Source organism: Bordetella genomosp. 13 (assembly GCF_007679965.1).
GTDB lineage: Bacteria > Pseudomonadota > Gammaproteobacteria > Burkholderiales > Burkholderiaceae_B > Bordetella.
Genome location: NZ_VEHL01000009.1, coordinates 294670 through 314710 on the forward strand (window position 1 = coordinate 294670; position 20041 = coordinate 314710).

The 20041-nt window shown below is 69.1% G+C and carries 19 protein-coding genes; 9 read left to right on the plus strand and 10 right to left on the minus strand.

Annotated elements, in window-relative coordinates; all coding sequences use genetic code 11:
- Positions 1-178: 178 nt before the first annotated feature.
- The 3 genes from FS845_RS21420 to FS845_RS21430 all read right to left on the minus strand — a co-directional run bounded on the left by FS845_RS21420 (position 179) and on the right by FS845_RS21430 (position 5514).
- Positions 179-1819, minus strand: coding sequence for an S-layer protein (locus FS845_RS21420; RefSeq protein ID WP_144639197.1), 1641 nt, complete (start codon positions 1817-1819; stop codon positions 179-181).
- A 265-nt stretch (positions 1820-2084) separates the two neighbouring features.
- On the minus strand, positions 2085-4676 hold the full coding sequence (gene acnB / locus FS845_RS21425; RefSeq protein ID WP_144639115.1) for a bifunctional aconitate hydratase 2/2-methylisocitrate dehydratase: 2592 nt from the start codon (positions 4674-4676) through the stop codon (positions 2085-2087).
- Positions 4677-4824: 148 nt separating this feature from the next.
- Positions 4825-5514: a GntR family transcriptional regulator gene (locus tag FS845_RS21430; RefSeq protein WP_144639117.1), complete on the minus strand. Its 690-nt coding sequence runs from the start codon at positions 5512-5514 to the stop codon at positions 4825-4827.
- A 204-nt stretch (positions 5515-5718) separates the two neighbouring features.
- On the opposite strand from FS845_RS21430, the gene FS845_RS21435 reads away from it, so the two are divergent.
- Genes FS845_RS21435 through FS845_RS21450 form a run of 4 tightly spaced genes read left to right on the plus strand, consistent with a single transcriptional unit; the run spans position 5719 to position 9229 of the window.
- A complete protein-coding gene (locus tag FS845_RS21435; protein WP_144639119.1) occupies positions 5719-6777 on the plus strand; it encodes an Ldh family oxidoreductase in 1059 nt (352 codons plus the stop codon).
- Between the two features lie 2 nt (positions 6778-6779).
- Positions 6780-7079: a UxaA family hydrolase gene (locus tag FS845_RS21440; RefSeq protein ID WP_144639121.1), complete on the plus strand. Its 300-nt coding sequence runs from the start codon at positions 6780-6782 to the stop codon at positions 7077-7079.
- A complete protein-coding gene (locus FS845_RS21445; RefSeq protein ID WP_144639123.1) occupies positions 7076-8296 on the plus strand; it encodes a UxaA family hydrolase in 1221 nt (406 codons plus the stop codon). The genes FS845_RS21440 and FS845_RS21445 overlap by 4 nt, the downstream gene beginning before the upstream one ends.
- 9 nt (positions 8297-8305) lie before the next feature.
- On the plus strand, positions 8306-9229 hold the full coding sequence (locus FS845_RS21450; RefSeq protein ID WP_144639125.1) for a hydroxyacid dehydrogenase: 924 nt from the start codon (positions 8306-8308) through the stop codon (positions 9227-9229).
- A 69-nt stretch (positions 9230-9298) separates the two neighbouring features.
- Here FS845_RS21450 and FS845_RS21455 read toward each other — a convergent pair whose 3' ends face one another.
- The 5 genes from FS845_RS21455 to FS845_RS21475 form a co-directional block, all read right to left on the minus strand.
- Positions 9299-10294 carry an ABC transporter substrate-binding protein gene (locus tag FS845_RS21455; protein WP_144639126.1) on the minus strand — a complete coding sequence of 332 codons (996 nt, stop codon included), beginning with the start codon at positions 10292-10294 and terminating at the stop codon, positions 9299-9301.
- Positions 10295-10303: 9 nt separating this feature from the next.
- Positions 10304-11635, minus strand: a complete 1332-nt coding sequence (locus FS845_RS21460) for an LLM class flavin-dependent oxidoreductase (RefSeq protein WP_144639128.1) — start codon at positions 11633-11635, stop codon at positions 10304-10306.
- Positions 11636-11677: 42 nt separating this feature from the next.
- Complete coding sequence (locus FS845_RS21465; protein ID WP_186332366.1) at positions 11678-12787, minus strand: LLM class flavin-dependent oxidoreductase; 1110 nt, start codon at positions 12785-12787, stop codon at positions 11678-11680.
- A 14-nt stretch (positions 12788-12801) separates the two neighbouring features.
- A complete protein-coding gene (locus tag FS845_RS21470; protein ID WP_260986391.1) occupies positions 12802-13524 on the minus strand; it encodes an ABC transporter permease in 723 nt (240 codons plus the stop codon).
- 139 nt (positions 13525-13663) lie between these two features.
- Complete coding sequence (locus FS845_RS21475; RefSeq protein WP_144639134.1) at positions 13664-14515, minus strand: ABC transporter ATP-binding protein; 852 nt, start codon at positions 14513-14515, stop codon at positions 13664-13666.
- A 236-nt stretch (positions 14516-14751) separates the two neighbouring features.
- Between FS845_RS21475 and FS845_RS21480 the strand changes: the two genes are divergently transcribed.
- The 4 genes from FS845_RS21480 to FS845_RS21495 all read left to right on the plus strand — a co-directional run bounded on the left by FS845_RS21480 (position 14752) and on the right by FS845_RS21495 (position 17508).
- Complete coding sequence (locus FS845_RS21480; RefSeq protein ID WP_144639136.1) at positions 14752-15465, plus strand: glutathione S-transferase family protein; 714 nt, start codon at positions 14752-14754, stop codon at positions 15463-15465.
- Between the two features lie 153 nt (positions 15466-15618).
- Positions 15619-16293, plus strand: coding sequence for a PolC-type DNA polymerase III (locus tag FS845_RS21485; protein ID WP_144639138.1), 675 nt, complete (start codon positions 15619-15621; stop codon positions 16291-16293).
- A gap of 110 nt (positions 16294-16403) precedes the next feature.
- Positions 16404-16853 carry an RcnB family protein gene (locus FS845_RS21490; protein WP_144639140.1) on the plus strand — a complete coding sequence of 150 codons (450 nt, stop codon included), beginning with the start codon at positions 16404-16406 and terminating at the stop codon, positions 16851-16853.
- 58 nt (positions 16854-16911) lie between these two features.
- On the plus strand, positions 16912-17508 hold the full coding sequence (locus FS845_RS21495; protein WP_144639142.1) for a hypothetical protein: 597 nt from the start codon (positions 16912-16914) through the stop codon (positions 17506-17508).
- A 7-nt stretch (positions 17509-17515) separates the two neighbouring features.
- On the opposite strand, the gene FS845_RS21500 is transcribed toward FS845_RS21495, so the two are convergent.
- Both FS845_RS21500 and FS845_RS21505 read right to left on the minus strand, forming a co-directional pair.
- Positions 17516-19084 carry a gamma-glutamyltransferase family protein gene (locus FS845_RS21500; RefSeq protein ID WP_144639199.1) on the minus strand — a complete coding sequence of 523 codons (1569 nt, stop codon included), beginning with the start codon at positions 19082-19084 and terminating at the stop codon, positions 17516-17518.
- 231 nt (positions 19085-19315) lie between these two features.
- Positions 19316-19606 (minus strand): antibiotic biosynthesis monooxygenase family protein, encoded by a 291-nt coding sequence (locus tag FS845_RS21505; RefSeq protein WP_144639144.1) that lies wholly within the window; start codon positions 19604-19606, stop codon positions 19316-19318.
- 135 nt (positions 19607-19741) lie between these two features.
- Between FS845_RS21505 and FS845_RS21510 the strand changes: the two genes are divergently transcribed.
- A complete protein-coding gene (locus tag FS845_RS21510) occupies positions 19742-20038 on the plus strand; it encodes a YciI-like protein (RefSeq protein ID WP_144639146.1) in 297 nt (98 codons plus the stop codon).
- Positions 20039-20041: the final 3 nt, after the last annotated feature.

The window sequence follows — 20041 nt, forward strand, 5'->3', positions numbered from 1 at the left end:
CGGAGCAGAGCCGCGAACCGGTCTCCTCAGGGGACGTCCCCAAGTGGAAAAGCGAAGGCCCCGGAGCGATCCGGGGCCTTCTTCTTTTGGTCGAGCGACGTTTCCTGCTCGCCAAAGCCATGCGCATCTCAGGCCGTGCCGGCGGGCTTTGCAGCGGGCGCCGCGGCGCCCGTCCCGATTACTCCGCCACCGTCACGAACACCGGGTTCGAGTAGAACCACAGGTCGTTGTAGTTGCGTGCGTTAAGCGCGTCGAAGCGGGCGGCGTTGTCGGCGAAGTTGATCGTGGCATCGGCCAGCGGCTCGCCGGCGGCGGTCTCGTTGGCCACGGTCACGCCCAGGTTCGTGCCGCGCAGCCGCAGGTACTGGTTGCCCGACACCGTCATGTTGTACTTGATGACGTTGTAGCCGTCCTCGTCCACGGTCCAGTCGTCGCGGCCGAAGCGCGCCATCACGCGGGTCGACGGATTGGTCGCCGCGGCGTATTCCGGAGTGCCGGGTGCGGCGCGCTCGCCCACGTCGCCCACGATCAGGTCGACGTGGTCCACGGTCGGCTTCACGTAGGTCGGGTTGCCGCTGTTGAACGGATACTCGTAGTTGTTGCGCTCGGAGCTGCGGAAGCGGATGGTGACCTCGATCTTCTCGCCCTCGGCGGCCTGCACCTCGCCGCCCATGTGGGCCGTGCCGGCCGCGCTGGCGGCCGTGAAGTCCAGGTGGTCGATCAGGTCGCCGAACACGCTGTAGACGCGGCCGCTTTTCAGGCCGGCCACCACCGACGCCATGTCGTCGCCATCCTTGTACACGTACGTCTTGGAGTACTCGCCAGGCGCGTAGCCGCTGCTGTACAGGCCGCTGGCCGTGCGGAAGTGGTAGTCCGAATCGGCCACGTTCCAGATGCGGCGGCCTTCGCCCAGCAGCGCATCCCATACGCCGCCCAGCTGGGCCACCATCGAATCGGCGCCACCGTAGGTGCGCGCCGGCGCGACGTAGCCGCCGCGATCCGGCTCCATCTGGTTGCCCACCATGCCTTCGATCGAGAAGAACTGGTCCGGCGCGATGTCGTGCATCTCGCGCACCTGCGCGGCCGAATAGCGGCCGACGTAGCGCGACGGGTGGTTCAGCAGGACGTAGCTGTCGGGATGGTTGTCGCGCAGCCAGCGCAGCGCGGCCATGGCGTCGGCGTGCGTCGTGTAGGCGCGCGGCGTGCCGCTCAGGCGGCTGACCAGCGCCGGATCGAACAGGTTCGCGGCGCGGTTGGTGAAGAGGTATTCGAACTCGGCCACGGCCTGCAGCGAGGCCGCGGACATCGGGTCATCGACGCCGATGCCGATGTTGACGTGGTCATGCGTGGGCATGTCCCATTCGAACGACGAGAAGATGATCTTGCCTTCGTAGCGGCCGGCGGCCTGCTGCTGCTTGATGAAGGGCACTTCGAACTCGGCCATGCCGCGCGAGAACGCGATGGGGCCGCCGGGAATCGTGGCGCCGGTATGGTCGCGGTTGGACGTGCGCAGGTGGTTCGAGATCGAGGCCCAGTCCAGCTGGTAGCGGTCGAAGGCCTGGTCCAGCACGTGCTCCAGGCTGACCTGGGCATCGTCGGACTGGTAGGTGTGGACGTGCAGGTCGCCCTTGGTCCAGGCGCCGGTCTCGACGGGGGCGGGAGGGGCGGGCGCGTCGGTGCCCGGGGCCGGTTGCTCGGTGGCGGGCGGCGTGGCCGGCTGGTCGTCGTCGCTGTCGCCGCCGCCGCCGCAGGCGCTCAGCAGGGTGGCGAAGAACACGGGCACCAGCGCCCGGCGAAGTTGGCTTGGGCCGAACTGCATAGTCATAACCGGATGAATCCAAGTAATAGGCGGCCGGAAAGCGGCGCCTTTCAACGAGGCGCAAGTATTGGCATCCGCGGTTACGACACGGTGACAGCTGGTTGTCAGCGTTCCATCCCTTCGTGCGATTATCAGGAATGCCCCGCGCGCGAGGCTGATGGGCACGGGCAGCTTCACCGCCGCCGGCCGTGCAGAAAAAAGGCCCCGGATCGCTCCGGGGCCTGGTCTTCCGACGCGGCGCGCGCGGCGCCGCAGGGCAGGTGTCTTACACCTCGATCACGTCCGCCACGTCCTTGTAGTCGGGGATCTTGTCGAAGTTCAGGTACTGGTAGATCTGGTCGCCGCTCTTGTTGATGACGCCCATGTCGGCCATGTACTCGTCCTTGGTCGGGATGCGGCCCAGGCGCGAGCAGATGGCGGCCAGTTCGGCCGAACCCAGGTACACGTTGGTGTTCTTGCCCAGGCGGTTCGGGAAGTTGCGGGTGCTGGTGGACATCACCGTCGCGCCTTCGCGCACCTGCGCCTGGTTGCCCATGCACAGCGAGCAGCCCGGCATCTCGGTGCGCGCGCCGGCCGTGCCGAACACGCCGTAGTGGCCTTCCTCGGTCAGCTGCTGCGCGTCCATCTTGGTGGGCGGGGCGACCCACAGCTTGACGGGGATGTCGCGCTTGCCTTCCAGCAGCTTGGACGCCGCGCGGAAGTGGCCGATGTTGGTCATGCAACTGCCGATGAACACTTCGTCGATCTTGGCGCCGGCCACGTCGGACAGCGTCTTCACGTCGTCGGGGTCGTTCGGGCAGGCCACGATGGGTTCATGGATGTCGGCCAGGTCGATCTCGATGACGGCCGCGTACTCGGCGTCGACATCGGGCTGCAGCAGCTGCGGATCGGCCAGCCAGGCTTCCATGGCCTTGATGCGGCGGCCCAGCGAGCGCTCGTCTTCGTAGCCGTTGGCGATCATCCACTTCAGCATCACGATGTTGCTGTTGATGTACTCGATGATCGGTTCCTTGTTCAGGCGCACCGTGCAGCCGGCGGCCGAGCGTTCGGCCGAGGCGTCGGACAGTTCGAACGCCTGTTCCACCTTCAGGTCGGGCAGGCCTTCGATTTCCAGGATGCGGCCCGAGAACTCGTTCTTCTTGCCCTGCTTGGCCACCGTCAGCAGGCCCTGCTTGATGGCGTACAGCGGAATGGCGTTGACCAGGTCGCGCAGCGTGACGCCGGGCTGCATCTTGCCCTTGAAGCGCACCAGCACGGATTCCGGCATGTCCAGGGGCATCACGCCCGTGGCGGCGGCGAAGGCCACCAGGCCCGAACCGGCGGGGAACGAGATGCCGATGGGGAAGCGGGTGTGCGAGTCGCCGCCGGTGCCCACGGTGTCGGGCAGCAGCATGCGGTTCAGCCACGAGTGGATCACGCCGTCGCCCGGGTTCAGCGAGACGCCGCCGCGGGTGCTGATGAACTGCGGCAGCGTGTGGTGCGTCTTCACGTCCACGGGCTTGGGATAGGCGGCGGTATGGCAGAACGACTGCATCACCAGGTCGGCCGAGAAGCCCAGGCAGGCCAGGTCCTTGAGCTCGTCGCGGGTCATGGGGCCGGTGGTGTCCTGGCTGCCGACCGAGGTCATGCGCGGTTCGCAGTAGGTGCCCGGACGCACGCCCTTGCCCTCGGGCAGGCCGCAGGCGCGGCCGACCATCTTCTGGGCCAGCGTGTAACCCTTGCCGCTGTCGGCCGGATCCTTGGGCAGGCGGAACAGCGTCGAGGCAGGCAGGCCCAGGGCCTCGCGCGCCTTGGCGGTCAGGCCGCGGCCGATGATCAGCGGAATGCGGCCGCCGGCGCGCACTTCGTCGAACAGCACGTCGGACTTCACGTCGAAGGTGGCGATGACCTCGCCGTTCTTCAGGGCCTTGCCTTCGTAGGGACGCAGTTCGACCACGTCGCCCATTTCCATTTTGGAAACGTCGAGCTCGATGGGCAGGGCGCCCGCGTCTTCCATGGTGTTGTAGAAGATCGGGGCGATCTTGCTGCCCAGGCACACGCCGCCGAAGCGCTTGTTCGGCACGAAGGGGATGTCCTCGCCCGTGAACCACAGCACCGAGTTGGTGGCCGACTTGCGCGACGAACCCGTGCCGACCACGTCGCCCACGTAGGCGACCAGGTGGCCCTTTTCCTTCAGGTCCTGGATGAACCGGACCGGACCGCGCTTGCCGTCTTCCTCGGGCTGGAACGCGGCGCCTTCGCGCTTGTTCTTCAGCATGGCCAGTGCGTGCATCGGGATGTCGGGGCGCGTGGTGGCGTCGGGGGCGGGCGACAGGTCGTCGGTGTTGGTTTCGCCAGGCACCTTGAAGACCGTGACGGTCAGGCTCTGGGGCAGTTCGGGACGGCTGGTGAACCACTCGGCATCGGCCCAGCTCTGGATCACCGCGCGCGCGTTGGCGTTGCCCTTGTCCGCCTTTTCCTTCACGTCGTGGAAGGCGTCGAACATCAGCAGCGTCTTCTTCAGGCCGTCGGCCGCGACGGCGCCGACTTCGGCGTCATCCAGCAGCTGGACCATCGGGCCGATGTTGTAGCCGCCCAGCATGGTGCCCAGCAGTTCGGTGGCCTTGGCGCGGCTGATCAGCGCACACGATTCGGAGCCCAGGGCCACGGCGGCCAGGTACGAGGCCTTGACCTTGGCGGCGTCGTCCACGCCGGCCGGCACGCGGTGCGTCAGCAGGTCCAGCAGGTTCTGTTCTTCACCCGCGGGCGGGTTCTTCAGCAGCTCGATCAGGTCGGCGGTCTGCTGCGCGGAGAGGGGAAGGGGAGGAATGCCCAGCGCGGCGCGCTCGGCCACGTGTTTGCGATAGGTTTCCAGCATGGATGCCTGCCTAGAAAAGTCGGGTTGGCGGTAGGGTTGCGGCAGCGATTGTAGAGGCAACCGGGGCGATGGGGCAAATGTCTTATATCTTATATAAGACTTATGGGCGAAAGCGTGTCCCGCATGGGGCGCCGGTGTGGCGCGCAGGCTACATCAGGAAGCTTTTATAGCGTTCGAACCACAGCCAGCCGTTGCGCATGGTGGTTTTGCGCAGGGCCTCTGCCTGGTCGGCGTCGCCTTGCCGCAGCGCCTCGAGCAGGGCGCGGTGTTCGCGCAGCGCCTGTTCGCCGCGTCCCGGCAGGATGATGATGCGGCGGGACAGGAAGATGATCTTCTCGCGGATGCTGTCCAGCATGTCCTGCAGCAGCTTGTTGCCGGCCGCCTCGATGATGCGGCTGCGGAAGCTTTCGTAGCCGATCTGGAACTGCTCGTAGTCCCCGTCCTTCAGGTATTGCACCATCGGGCCGTCGAACAGTTCGACGAACTCGTCCCAGTCGCCCGGTTGCGAGCGCAGGGCCGCGGTGCGGGCGCACAGGGCCTCCAGCGCTTCGCGCACCGAAAAAATCTCGGCGACCTGCTCGTAGTCCAGCCGGTTGACGATGGCGCCCCGGTTGGGAATGCGCTCGATCAGCCCGCGCTGGGCCAGGATGCTGAAGGCTTCGCGCACCAGCGCGCGCGACACGCCGAACTGGTCGGCGATCTCGCTTTCGCGCAATTTGCTGCCCGGCGGGATGCGCTGCGTGGCGATCTGGTCGCGCAGGATCTCGTCGATGCTGATTTCCTTGCGCTTGGCCGGAACGGCGGCGTTCTTGGCTTTTTTCGAGGCGGGCCGGGACATGGGAAGACGTCAGGGTTCAGGGCAATCGCCACTCTACCAGAGCCAATTCCGTCACGTGCCGTCCGTTCACGATGTCAGACTAAAAGCCGACAATTCTGTCGACATGATTATTTACAATATGCACATGTGAAATCGGTCGTGGCCGGGCGTGCGCCACTTGCCTACGATGCCCGGATTGTCCTTGCGGGCGTCACCGGGGGGGTCATGGAAGCGGACCACCGACACGACCAGGCGCGGCGTGAAACCGCCGCCATCGAAGTCTCCGTCCTCGTGGCCTGGGCCGCCCGGATCCTGGCGCATGCCGGCCTGGCGCCGCAGGATGCCGCCGAGGCCTCAGGTCGCCTGTTGCTGGCCGACGAGATGGGCGTTGCCACGCACGGCATCGCGCGCTTGCCGGTCTATGTCGAACAGTTGCGCAGCGGCGCCCTCAATCCCCAAGCGCGGCTGGACTTCGACCCGGCGCCGCCCGGCGTGCTGCGGGTGCGGGCCAATCGGATGCTGGGCCAGCTGGCCGCGCTGCGTGCGATCGACCTGGCCTGCCGCGAGGTCGGCCCGCGACAGCCTGTCGTCACCGTGACGCTGAGCGCGGTCGGCCATCTCGGCGCGCTGCGCACGCACGTCGAGTCCGCGGCGCGCGCGGGCTACGTGGCCTTCCTGTGCCAATCCACCCAGCCCGTGATGGCGGGCGTGGGCGCGCACGGGCCGGCGATCGGCAACAACCCCTTCGCCTTCGCCGCGCCGCGTCCCGACGGCCCGCCCCTGCTGATCGACATGGCCGCCAGCCACGTGGCGCGGGGCAATCTGCTGGTGGCGCAGCGCGAAGGCACGCCGCTGCCCGACGGCTGGGCGATCGACGCCACGGGCGCGCCGACCAACGATCCCGCCGCGGGCCTGGCGGGCGCCGTGCTGCCCGCGGCCGGCCACAAGGGCCTGGCCTGGGCGATGCTGGTGCAGGTGCTGGCCAGCGCCTTGACCGGATCGCAGGCGGATCGGCTGGCCAGCGCGGGCGCGGGCGCCGGCGCGTACGGCGTCGTGATCGACCCGGCGGGATTCGCAGGCCGCGCCGTCTACGAGCAGACCATGGCCCAGTGGCTCGACACCTATCGCACCGCCTGCGGCGCGAGCGCGCACGTGCCGGGCGAAGGCGCGCATGCCGCGCGGCTGCGCGCCGCGCGCGACGGCATTTTTCTTTCGGCGGCCCTTGCCGCGGACCTGCAGGCGCTCGGCCGCAGGCTGGACCTTTCCTTTCCGTACGGAGCATAGTGATGAGCAGGGCAATACAGCTGGACCCCAGCGACAACGTCGCGACCATCGTCGGCGATCCCGTGAACGCCGACGATGCCATCCGCATCCAGGGCGACGGCGGCGTGACGCTGCAGGCGCGCGCCAGCATCGCGTTCGGCCACAAGGTGGCGCTAGAGGCCATCGCCGCGGGCCAGGCCGTCGTGAAGTACGGCGAGGTGATCGGCCGCGCTTCGCGCGACATCGCGCAGGGCGACCACGTGCACAGCCACAACCTGCAGACCGAGCGCGCGCGCGGCGACCGTGGCGAGGTGGAGGCATGAGCCCGCCGAGCCGCCTCAAGGGCGAATACCGGAGTGCGCAGCACGAAGGTGCACCATTGAGCGCCGATACCTTCCTCGGCTTCGAGCGTCCGGATGGCAGCGTGGGCGTGCGCAACAACGTCGGCGTGCTGTCGCTGATGGACAACTCCAATCCCATCGTCAGGCAGATCGTCGCCCTGGTGCATGGCACGGTGCCCATCACCACGCTGTTCGTGCGCGGCCAGTACGGGCGCGACCTGCAGATCACCTACGACACCATGGTGGGCCAGGCGCTCAATCCCAACCTGGCCGCCATCGTCGTGATCGGCCTGGAGCCCAAGGGCACCAAGCTGGTGGTCGACCGCATCCGCGCCGGCGGCAAGCCGGTATCCAGCGTCGTCGTGCAGGAAGTCGGCGGCACGCTGACCGCGGTGGCCGAAGGCGCACGCCTGGCGGCGCGCTACGTGCGCGAGGCCTCGCGCCTGCGCCGCACCCCGCAACCTTTGTCGCGGCTGCGCGTGGGGCTGGAGTGCGGCGGTTCGGACACGACTTCGGGCCTGGCGTCGAACCCCGCCATCGGCCACGCGGCGGACCGCCTGGTGGCGGCGGGTGCGCAGGTCATCATTTCCGAGACCCTGGAGTTCCTGGGCGGCGAACACCTGTTCGCGCGGCGCGCCACGGATCCCGCCGTGGGCCAGCGCTTCCTCGAGGCCGTGCGCAGGCTGGAAGCCGAGGCGCTGGCGCGCGGCGTCGACCTGACGGGCGTGAACCCGGCGCCCGACAACATCCGGGGCGGCCTGACCACCATCGAGGAAAAGGCGCTGGGCGCCATCGCCAAGTCCGGCTCCACGCCGCTGGTCGAAGTGCTGAGCTACGGCCAGCCGCCGACGCGCCCGGGCCTGAGCTTCATGGACACGCCCGCGCCCGCGGTCGAGTCGCTGACGGCCTTCGCCGCGGGCGGCGCGCAGCTCGCGCTGTTCTCCACCGGCGTGGGCAACCCCGTGGGCAATCCCATCATGACCTCGGTGAAGATCACCGCCAACCCGCATACCGCGCGCGACTTCGCCGACAACGTCGACGGCGACATCTCCGGGATCCTGACCGCCGGGCTCAGCGTGCAGGACGCGGGCGACATCCTGTTCGACATCGTGCTGGATGCCGCGTCGGGCACGCTGACCACGGCCGAGATCCTCGGCCAGCAGGAGACCGCCATCAGCCGCTTCGAGCCGTCGTCGTAGGAGCCCGCCATGCACGACATCGTGGTCACCGAATTCATGGACGAGGCCGCGCTGGCGCCGCTGGCCGCGCGCTACCGCGTGCATTACGACCCGGAGCTGCATGCCGACGCGGCGGCCATCGTCCGGCTGGCGCGGGGCGCGCGCGCCCTGGTCGTGCGCAACCGCACGCGCGTCGACGCCGCGTTGCTGGCCGGCTGTCCCGCGTTGCGGGTGGTGGGCCGGCTGGGAGTGGGCCTGGACAACATCGACCTGCCGGCCTGCGCCGCGCGCGGCATCCCGGTCGAGGCGGCCGTGGGCACCAACGACGTGTCCGTGGCCGAGCACACGTTCGCCGCACTGTTGTGGCTGCACAAGTCGGCATTGCGGCGCACGGCCGACGTTGCGCGGGGGCAGTGGCCGCGCAGTCCAGCGGGCAACAACGAGATCGCCGGCCGCACGCTGGGCATCATCGGATTGGGCCGCATCGGACGCCGCGTGGCGGCGCGCGCGCTGGCGTTCGACCTGCACGTGCAGGCCTGCGATCCGGCCCTGGAGGCCGGTGCCTTCGCGGCGGCGGGCGTGCGGCAGGCCAGCCTGGACGATCTGCTGCGCACCAGCGACATCGTCAGCCTGCACTGCCCCCTGAACGACAGTTCGCGCGGCATGCTGGACGCGGCGCGGCTGTCCACGCTGAGGCCCGGCGCGGTGCTGCTGAACACGGCCCGCGGCGGCATCCTGGACGAGTCCGCGGTGGTGGCCATGGTGCGGGACGGGCGGCTGGGCGGCGCCTTGCTCGACGTGTTCGGCGACGAACCGCTGGCGGCCGACGCGGGGCTGGCCGACGTGCCCAACCTGCTGCTGAGCGCGCATACGGCGGGCCTGACGCAAGAGGCATTCAGCCGCGCGAGCCATCACGTGGCGGATCGGGTGCGGCAGACGCTCGACACCCTGTAGCCTGACGACGCACGCAACGAAAAGGGGCCGCCGGCATCCGCCGGCGGCCCCTTCGCTTTGCCGCGCGTATTACTTGGCGTACGGGTTGTAGTCGTTGGTGTAGACGTCTTCGACGTTCAGGCCGGCCTTCAGCTGGCCTTGCGTCGTCAGCCACTCCGCCCAGCGGCCGAACTCGTCCTTGGAGATGACGCCGCCCTTGTTGTGCACGGCCTGCGTGTCCCACAGCTTGATGGCGGGCACCTGGTCGGCGCGGCCGATCCGGGTCAGGTAGTCGCCATAGACCTGGATCACCTTCTCGCGCGGCTGCGTCTGCGACCATTCGATCGCGCGCGCCAGCGCGCCCACGAAGTGGCGCGACGCCTTGGGATTCTTCTTCAGGAAGTCCGTGTTCATCACCACGCTGGCGAAGGTGTATTCGCCGAACAGGTCGTAGTCGCTGAACAGCTTGCGCAGGCCGCCGCGGTCCTGCGCCAGTTGCTGGAAGCCGCCGTTCATGATGGCCACGTCCAGCTGCTTCTGGCGCAGTGCCTGTTCGGCATTGGGCGGCGGGATCGGCACCAGCGTGACGCGCTTCTGGTCGGCCGCGCTTAGCTGGCCGCGCTTCAGGTACTCGTCGACGTAGGCCTGCGCGGCCGCGCCCAGCGTGTTCACGCCCACCTTCTTGCCCGGCAGGTCGGCGGCGCTGCGGATGGGGCTGTCTTCCAGCACCCAGCCGCCGTAGTAGTGCTCCTGGTTGGAGCCGTGGTAGCCGATCACGGCCTTGATCGGCGCGCCCGCCGCATAGGCGTTCAGAATGGCGCCGTTGAACGACTGGCCGAAGTCCACCTGGTCCGTGGCCGTGGCCTGGATGTCCGCGGGGCCGCCCGTGACGATGCCCAGGCGGTTGAGCTTCAGCGGCGCCAGATAGCCCAGCGCGTCGGCCAGCTCCGCGTAGACGACCTGTCCGCCGCTGAAGCTCTGGTAGCGGATGGTGTCGACTTCCAGGTCGCCCGTGGATGCGGCATGGCCGGCGGCCAAGGGCAGCAGCGTGAAGAGCAGCAGCGTGAAGCGTTTTTTTAGCGTCATGGGTCTTGCCTATGTGCGTGGGGAAAGGGAGGGCCGGGCCAGGCCCAGGTGGTCGCGCAAGGTGCGGCCCGCGTAGTCGCGGCGGTAGATGCCGGCCTCTTGCAGCAGGGGCACCACCTGGTCGACGAAGTCCTGGATGCCGCCGGGCAGGTGCGAGGACTTGATGATGAAACCGTCGGCGCCGCGCTGTTCGAACCACTCGGCCATCGTGGCTGCGATGCGCTCTGGCGTGCCGACCACGGCCAGGTGGCCGCGGCTGCCCGCCAGGCGGCGCACCAGTTGCCGGATGGTGAGCTTCTCGTTCCAGTGACGCACCAGGTGCTCGATGATCGCCAGGCGGCTCTTGATGCCTTCGAAGTCGCTGATGTCCCCCAGCTTCTCGGGCAGCGGATCGTCCAGGTCGTGCTTGGACAGGTCGATGCCGTAGCTGCCCAGCAGCGTGGCGTAGACGGAGGGCACCAGCAGGTCGTCCAGTTGCTCGCGCAGCCTCGCGGCCTCTTCATCGGTCGAGCCGATCACCGTCAACAGGCCGGGTATCACCTTGAGCGAATCCGGATCGCGGCCGAACCCCGCCGCGCGCGTGCGCAGATCGCTGTAGAAGGCCTGCGCATAGTCCAGCGTGGGCTGCGCGGTGAACACCAGTTCGGAATGGTTGGCGGCGAAGTTCCTGCCGTCTTCCGACGAGCCCGCCTGCACCAGCACGGGCCGGCCCTGCGGCGTGCGCGGCAGGTTCAGCGCGCCGTGCAGGCGATGGTGGTCGCTGTCGTGTGCCAGCGCGTGGATGCGCGACGGCTCGGCATAGGCGCCCCGGGCGGCATCCGCCGTCACGGCATCGTCCTGCCAGCCGTCCCACAGCGACGTGATGAGGTGCACGTACTCGTGGGCGTGCGCGTAGCGTTCGCCGTGCGGAACCACGCTGGCGTGGCCGAAGTCCTTCGCCGTGGCCGGCTCGCCGGTGGTGACGATGTTCCAGGCCGCGCGGCCGCCGCTGATGTGGTCCAGGGTGGCGAAGCTGCGCGCCAGGTTGTAGGGCTCGTTGTACAGCGTCGATCCGGTGGCCACCAGGCCGATGTGCCGGGTCGCGGCGGCGATGCCGGCCAGCAGCGTCAGGGGCTCCAACTCCCAGCGCACACTCTGGCGGATGCGCGGCGTGTAGGCCAGGAAATCGGCGAAGAACACGAAGTCCATCTTGCCGCGTTCCGCCACGCGGCTCAGGGCCTGGTAGTAAGAAAGATCGGTGCCGCGCCAGGGCTGGGCGGCCGGCATGCGCCAGCCCCCCTCGTGATCGCCGGATTGGTGGAATTCCGCGCCGAGGATGAGTTGGCGGCTTTGGGTGGGCATGTTCTGTCCTGTGTTCGGATGGGCCGGGAGGGCGTGCGCGGCTCAGGCGGCAGGCGTCGCGGCGGCGCGCCCGGCGGGGCGCGGCAGGCCGGCGTGCGCCCGTAGCGTGCCGCCGCCGTAGTCGCGGCGCAGCGCGCCGCGGTGCTGCAGCTCCGGAACCAGGTACTGGACGACGTCTTCCAGGCCGTCGGCGGTCACGGGCAGCGCCAGGCTGAATCCATCTGCGGCGCCGCTGTCGCGCCAGTGCAGCAGCGCGTCCGCGACCTGCGCCGGATGGCCGGCGATGACGGGCCAGGCCGGCGGCCAGTGCGGGCTGGCGTGCGCGGCCAGGGCGTCCAGCAGCCGGGCGCGCTGGCTGTCGCTGGGCGAGCAGACCACGCTGACCACCGGCCATGCCTGCGGACGGTTGCGCAGGCCCTGCAGGTGCCTGCGCTGCCGGCGCGCCTGTTCGAGGTCCGCGGGACGGTTGATGAACACCTCGCAATCGTCGGCGCCGGGGCCTTCCGGATCGCCCTGGCGCATGACCGGCACGTGCCCCTGGGGCGGACGCGGGATGTCGATGGGGCCGGCCACGCGGAACGCGCGGCCTTCATGGTCGATGGGTTGGATCAGGTCGGTGCGCACGTAGTTGCCCGCGGCCTTGTCGGCGATGCGGGCGCCGTCGCCCCAGCTGTCCCACAGGCGGCGCAGCACGGTCGCGTACTCGGCGCTGCGCGCCCACGCCTGCGGATCGCCGTCCTGGTCGAAACGCGCGGCCACGTCGGGCGCTTCCTCGTCCGCGGCCAGCCAGCCGGCGCGGCCGTTGCTGGCGTGATCCAGCGAGGCCAGACGCCGCGCCGTGTTGTAGGGCTGGTTGTGCTGCGTGGGCACCTCGGCGATGAGGCCGATGCGCTGCGTCAACGCGGCCAGTGCGCCCAGCACCGTCAGCGGCTCGAGCCGCAGGCGATGCGGCGTGGCCGCGACGCCGTCGTCCATGCCGCGGTCGTCCAGCAGCGTGATGGCGTCGAACTTGCCTTGTTCCGCGGTGCGGGCCAGATCGGCGTAGTAGGACAGGGATACCGGATCGTAGGCGCGCGTGCCCAGGCGCCAGGCGGCGGGATGATGGCCGGCGCCGGCGATCAGCAGGTTCAGGTGCAGGGAGGAGTCGGACATGGGATACGTGGCGCTCATTGCTTCCAGGCGGAGAAATGCCGTTCCAGCGACACCAGCGCGTAGTTGATGGCCAGGCCCAGCATCGATACGGACAGAATGCCGGCGTACATGCGGGCGATCTGGAAATTGTTCTGGGCGTAGGTGATGTAGTAGCCCAGGCCCGCGTTGGCGCCGACCATTTCCGCGGCGACCAGCACCAGGATGGACGTGGCGCCGGCCAGGCGGATGCCCGTGAATATCGTGGGAACGGAGGCGGGCAGCACCACCTTCTGGAACAGGCGCAGCGGGCCCAGCCCCATCGATTTGGCCGACTTGATCAGCAGGGGATCGACACTGCGCACACCGCTGATGGTGTTCAGCAGAATTGCCCAGGTGCATGCATAGAACACGATGGCGATCTTCGAGGTCTCGCCGATGCCAAGCAGCAGGATGAACACGGGCAGCAACGCCAGCGTGGCCGTGTTGCGGAATACCTCGATCAGCGGATTCAGCACGTCGCCCGCGCCCTTGTACCAGCCGATCAGCAGACCCAGCGGCACGCCGACCAGCAGCGCCAGTCCGAAGCCCGTGGCCGAACGCACCACGCTGGCCGTCAGGTTGGCGAGGGTCGTGCCGTCCTGCAGCATGTCGATCCAGGCCAGGGCGACTTTCGAGAAGGGCGGCAGGAATGCGGCGCTGACCAGGCCGGCGCGCGGCGCGGCCTCCCACAGGATGAGCAGCAACGCGATGGCGATCACGCGTTTCAAGGCGTTCAGAACGAAACCCAGCGGCGAGCGGACGTCTACCGGGGAAGGGGGGGAAAGCGAACGGGCGATCGATGCAGGCATGACTGGGGCAGGGGCAAGAAGAAATGGAAGGTCGCGCCGGAAGGCGGCGTCAGGCAGGCGCCAAGGCGTCTTCGCGCGCCCGGCTCATCTCGTCGCGCAGCAGCGTCCAGACCTTGTGCCGGTCGCGCACGAAAGCCTCGCTGGCGCGGACGTCGTCGTCCTCGTCGTCGCGCCAGTCGGACTCGATGTCGACGATGCACTTGATGCGGCCGGGACGAGAGCTCATCACGGCCACGCGCTGGCCGAGATAGACGGCCTCGTCGATCCCGTGGGTGATGAACACGATGGTCTTGCCGGTGGTGCGCCAGATGCGCAGCAGCTCGTCCTGCAGCTGTTCGCGCGTCTGGGCGTCCAGCGCGGCGAAGGGTTCGTCCATCAGCAGCACGCCCGGTTGGTAGGCCAGGCTGCGGGCGATGGCCACGCGCTGCTTCATGCCGCCGGACAACTGGTGCGGATAGTGGTCCTCGAACCCCGTCAGCCCCACCAGGGCCAGGCATTCGCGCGCGCGCTCCGCACGTTCGGCGCGCGTGACGCCGCGCAGCGACTCCAGGCCGAACTCGACGTTGGCGCGCGCGGTGCGCCATGGCATCAACGCGTATTGCTGGAACACGATGCCGCGGTCCAGGCCCGGTCCCACGATGGGTTTGCCATCGAGCAGGACACGGCCCGCGCTGGGCCGCGCCAGTCCGCCCAGCAGGTCCAGCAACGTCGACTTGCCGCAGCCGCTGGGACCGACGATCACAAGGAATTCGCCAGCCTCGACCGTCAGCGAGACGTCCTGCAGCGCCGTGAACGTCCGCGGGGCGTCGGCCCCGCGCTTCTTGCCGACGCCGAATACCTGGCTGACCGATTCGACGACGATGCGGGAGCCTGCTTGATGGTTGCGTAAGGGGTGGGTCATGAGTCTTTCTGGGCTGGCGATATGCACCCGAAACTGTAGACCTTGTGCGCGATTCCTTTAGGACAGATTTATCATTTGCATTCACCCTGTCGGTATAAATGAATACAAATTTGTCGACACGATATTCGACAAAAATCCAGGACGGGAACGGCTGTCCGAGCCCTGGGAGCGATACTTGCTGTCGACCTCGCAGGCCGCGGCCGGCTTCAGGAAGCGGATGGAAACAGGAGCACTGCATGACCTACAAGCTTTGGTACTGGGACGGCATCCCCGGCCGCGGTGAATTCGTCCGCCTCGCCCTGGAGGCAGCCGGCATCGACTACCGCGAATGCGCGCGCGAGCCGGGCGCCACGCCGCAGACCGTGGCCGATGACATGCAATCCGACCGCAGGCATCCCCCGTTCGCGCCGCCCTACATGGAAGCGGGCGAATTGACCCTGGGCCAGACCGCCAACATCCTGCTGTACCTGGGCGAGAAGCACGGGCTGGCGCCGGAGTCCGTCGAGGGCCGCTACTGGGTCAACCAGCTGCAGCTGACCATCGCCGACATGGTGGCCGAGGCGCACGACACGCACCATCCCATCGCGGCCAGCGACTACTACGAGGACCAGCGGGAAGAGGCCGCGCGCCGCGCCGAGAATTTCCGCACCGAGCGCATCCCGAAATTCCTGGCCTACTTCGAGCGCGTGCTGGAACGCGCGCAGGCCGACTGGCTGGCGGGCGGCGAGCGCTGGAGCTATGCGGACTTGTCCCTGTTCCATCTGGTGGACGGCCTGCTGTACGCGTTTCCCAAGCGCATGGTGTCGCTGTCCTCGCGCTATCCCAAGGTGATGGCGCTGCACGCGCGCGTGGCCAATCTGCCTGCGCTGCAGGACTACTTCTCAAGCGACCGCCGGCTGCCGTTCGGCGACGGCATCTTCCGCTATTACCCGGAGCTGGATGGCAAGTAGGCAGGGCCGCACGGCGGGGCCGCGCTCGGATCGGCGGCATCGGCGGTGCGCGGGTGCAATCCCGCCGGCGCGCCTGGCCGCCGCGGTCGACGCGCATCCCGTGCACGCGACCGCCTACAATCGCGGGATCCGTTGTCTTCCGACCCGCCCCGCATGGCCTATTTCCGCCGCCGCTATTCCACGCCGAATCCCTACGCCGGCGCCTATGCCGACCCGTATTCGTCCGTGGCATCCGACCCGGCGTTGGCGCCCGCCCGGCTGCCCGCGCGGCCGGCCCCGGCGGCGCGCCAGGCCACCGCCGCGCTGAGCGCCCTGGGCGGCGCCTTCGCGGTCGCCGACCTGGAAACTACCGGCCTGTCGACCGCGTCATGCGAGATCCTGGAGTTCGCGGCCGTGCGCGTCGGCCTGGATGGCGGCGTCGAACGCGAGTACACCCAGGTGGTGCGCGTGCGGTCGCGCGTGCCGCCGTTCATCTCGCGCCTGACCGGCATCTCGCAGGCCGAGGTCGACCGGCACGGCATCCCGATGCGCGAGGCGTTCGGGGCATTCCTCGATTTCGTGGACGACGTGCCCGTGTTCTTCCACAATGCCTCGTTCGACCGCCGCTTCCTGCTGGCGGCGGCCGAGACCACGGGCATGCCCTTCGCCAATCCCACGCACTGCACGCTGGCGCTGGCGCGCAAGGCCTGGCCCGAGCTGGCCTCGCACAAGCTGGGCGTCCTGGCGCAGCACCTGGGCGTCAGCGCGCCCACCCACCGCGCGCTGGCCGACGTGCACACCACGGTGGCGGTGGCCCTGGCCGCGCGTACACGTCTCGGTACGGTCTGATTCCCAATTGTTGCTGCGGCGAGGGGCTGGTTTCAGCCGATTTCGCGCCCCTTCCACTTCCTGACACGATCCTTATACTGAAATCTCCCTAAACGGAGTAAGGACGTGCCATGTACAAGCGCTTGATTGCAGTCATGTTGAGCTGCTCGCTGCTGGGCGTCAGTGGGCTGGCCCACGCGGACGATCACCGCGGCCACGACCGCGGCCGTCACGAACATCGCGACAAGCATCACGGCAAGGATCGCCGCGACCACGATCGCGGCCGCCATGAATGGCGCGGTGACCGCCATGACCGCCGCGGCCCGCCGCCGCGCGTGGTGGTCGAGAAGCATTACCACCAGGCGCCGCGCCACTACGCGCCGCCGCGTCATCACCATCGCTGGTCGCGCGGCGAGTACGTTCCCGCCCCGTACCGAGGCGGCCAGTACGTGGTGGTCGACTACGGCGCGCGCCACCTGGCCCCGCCGCCCCATGGCGCGCACTGGATCAACGTCGGCCCCGACTACTTCCTGATCGGCATGGCCACCGGCATGGTGCTGCAGTCGGTGCTGAGCCGCTGAGCCGTATCGCGCTAGCATAGGCGGATTGCGACTGCACCGCGCACCGCCGCGGCTGCCCATGCCGACGATCCTCGACGCGCCTGCCAGCCTGGATGCTCTCATTGCCCACTGTCGCCACTTCGAGGCGGACGTGCGCGCGGACGCGGGCGGCGGCCTGGATGCCATTCCCCGCCCCGTGCGCGAGTTGTTCCCGCCTAACGACCCCTATCCCCGCCTGCCGGGCATGTGGGCGCCGCTGGTCTGGCTGCTGGCGTGTTCGCTGGCCTTGACAGGCATCGACGTGGTCATCCTGCAGGTGCTGCCCCGCCCGTCCGGCGAGGCGGCGGCGCGGGTGCTGCTGATCATGCTGGTGAACGTCGTGGCCGCCCTCGCGGCGGTGGCCGGCATCGTCGGCGCCGCGCGCGCCTCCAGTCATGCGCTGGATGGCCTGCGCCGCCTCACGCAGGCCATGCTGCTGGTGGCGGCGGCCGTCACGCTGCTGGCGATCCATGCAGGCCTGTTCTGGATCTTTCCTACCCTGACCATGCTGGGCGCCTTGCTCATGTGGCTGGTCCTGTACTCGCGGGCCTTCCGCGTGTGGGGTGGCTACCAGCTGGCCGGACGCCGGGTGCGTACCCTGCGGGCGCAAACCCGCGCGGCAAGCGTGCGGCGCTGAATTCCGCCTACCAGCCCACCGCCGCGCCGTCGCTGCGCGGATCGTTGCCGCCTTCCAGCAGGCCGTCGGCGTGCCGCACGATGGCGCCGGCATGGCCCATGGTCTCGTCGTAGGCCTGCAGCACTTCCACCGGATGGCCCAGCGCGCGCAGGGTGTCGATGGTGTCCGGCGCGAACCGCGATTCCAGCTTCAGCGTCTCGCTGCTGTTGCCCCAGGTGCGGCCCAGCAGCCAGCGCGGCGCGTCGATGGCCGCCTGCGGGTTCATGCCGAAGCGCGCGATGCGGTTGAACACCGCGGCCTGCGACTGCGGCTGCCCATCGCCGCCCATGTTGCCGTACACCATCGTGCGGCCATCGCTGAAGCGGGCCAGCGCGGGGTTCAGCGTATGGAAGGGCTTGCGGCGCGGCATCAGCGGATTGCGCGATTGCGGATCCAGCGAGAAGCCGCAGCCGCGGTTCTGCCACTGGATGCCGGTGTTTTCCAGCACCACGCCGCTGCCGAACTCGTGGTAGATGCTCTGGATGAAACTGACCGCCACGCCGTTGCCGTCGATCACGCCCATCCACACCGTGTCGCCGGGGCCCTTGCCGCCCGCCCACGCGCCGGCCATGCCGGGCTTGATGCGCGCGGCCATCTCGTCCAGCCGCTCGGCCTGCAGCAGTTGCTGCGGATCGATGCTCATGTAGGCCGGATCGGTGATGTCGCGGTCGCGGATGGCGAAGGCCTGCTTGGTGGCCTCGACGCAGGCATGCACGAACGGCGCGCCCAGCGGGTCCATGCCGTCGTCCAGCAGGCGATCGAGCTGGCCCAGGATCAGCAGCGACACCAGGCCCTGGGTGGGCGGCGGCATGTTGTAGACCGTGCCCAGCGTATGCGTCAGCGCCAGCGGCGTTTTCCAGACCGCCTGGTGCGTCTGCAGGTCGGACAGCCTGATCGGGCTGCCCGCTTCCTGCAGGTCCTGCGCGATGCGGTGCGCCAGGTCGCCCTGGTAGAAATCGTCCAGGCCCTGCATCGCCAGCTGCTGCAGCGTGGCCGCCAGGCGGGGCTGCCGGAAGCGGCTGCCGGTTGCGGGTACGGCGCCGTCGGGCAGGAAGGTCCGCGCGAAACCGGGCACGTCGGCCAGCTCCTCGCGCTTGGCCGCGATGCAGGCCGACAGGCTGCGCGACACCGGAATGCCGTCGCGTGCGTAGGCGATGGCGTCTTCCAGCAGGCGCGCCACCGGCATGCGGCCGCGCAGTTCCTGCCGCGACCAGGTATAGGCCGCATCCCAGCCGGACACGGTGCCGGCCACCGTATTGGCTGCCAGTCCGCCCCGGAACGGAATGCTGTCCAGCCCGCGCGCGCGGTAGGAGTCGATGCTGGCCCCGCCTGCCGCCGCGCCGCAGGCCTCCAGCCCCATCGGCGCGTGGCCTGGCCGGCTGATCAGCCAGAAGCCGTCGCCGCCCAGACCGTTCATGTGGGGATAGACCGCGGCGATGGTGGCCGCGGCCGCGATCATCGCCTCGACGGCGTTGCCGCCTTCGCGCAGGACGGCCAGCGCGCTTTGCGAGGCCAGGGCGTTGGGGGCGGTCGCCATGCCGCGCGTGCCGCGGGCGGGATGAGAAGGATGCTGCACGGATTGTCTCGCGATGGGCCCCGGAACAGGGCCGGAGCGCGGTGAACGGATGGGAAGGACCGCGCCATTGTAGGTCGCGGCCCATCGGGCCCGGCTTGGATCTGGCTGTTGGATCGGGCTGTTGCATCGGTCCGGTGGATTGGGCCGTTGCATCGGCCCGTTCGCGCAGGCCGCGCCCCCGCGCCCGTCTTCCTACAGCACCTGCTGCTCGTGGTGCACGTCCGGCGGCGCCTCGAAATACGGACCCACCAGCTTGCGCCATTCCTGGAAATCATCCGACTGGCGGAAGTCCACCATGTGGTTGTCCACCGTTTCCCAGTCCACCACCAGGGTGTACCTCTGCGGGTTCTCGATGCTGCGGTAGAGCTGCATGCCGTGGCAGCCACGGGCCCGCAGGAACAGCGGCTTGGCCTTTGCCACGCCCGCCTCGAAGTCGGCTTCCTGGCCGGCGAGCACGCGGATGCTGGCGATTTCCTGGATCATTTCTGTCTCCGGTGGGGGCCGCGCCCGGAACGGCGCGGACAATGCGCCAGTATGGCGCATGCGGCCCGGCCGCGCGACCATCTTGCGTATATGATGGTGCGCCTGGAAAGGCCGTCGCGGCCTAGGAGTGACATCATGCATTTCCTGCTTTTCTACGACGTGGTGCCCGATTACGTGGTGCGCCGCGCGGCCTGGCGCGAAGAACACCTCACCCTGGCCCGCCAGGCCGCGCAGCGCGGCGAGCTCGTGCTGGCCGGGGCGCTGGCCGATCCCACGGATGGCGCGGTGCTGCTGTTCCAGGGCGACAGCCCGGCCGCCGCCGAGGCCTTCGCCGCGGCCGACCCCTACGTGCGCGAAGGCCTGGTCACGCACTGGCGCGTGCGCGCCTGGACGACCGTGGTCGGGGAGGGTGCGGCGCATCCCGCGCCGTAACGC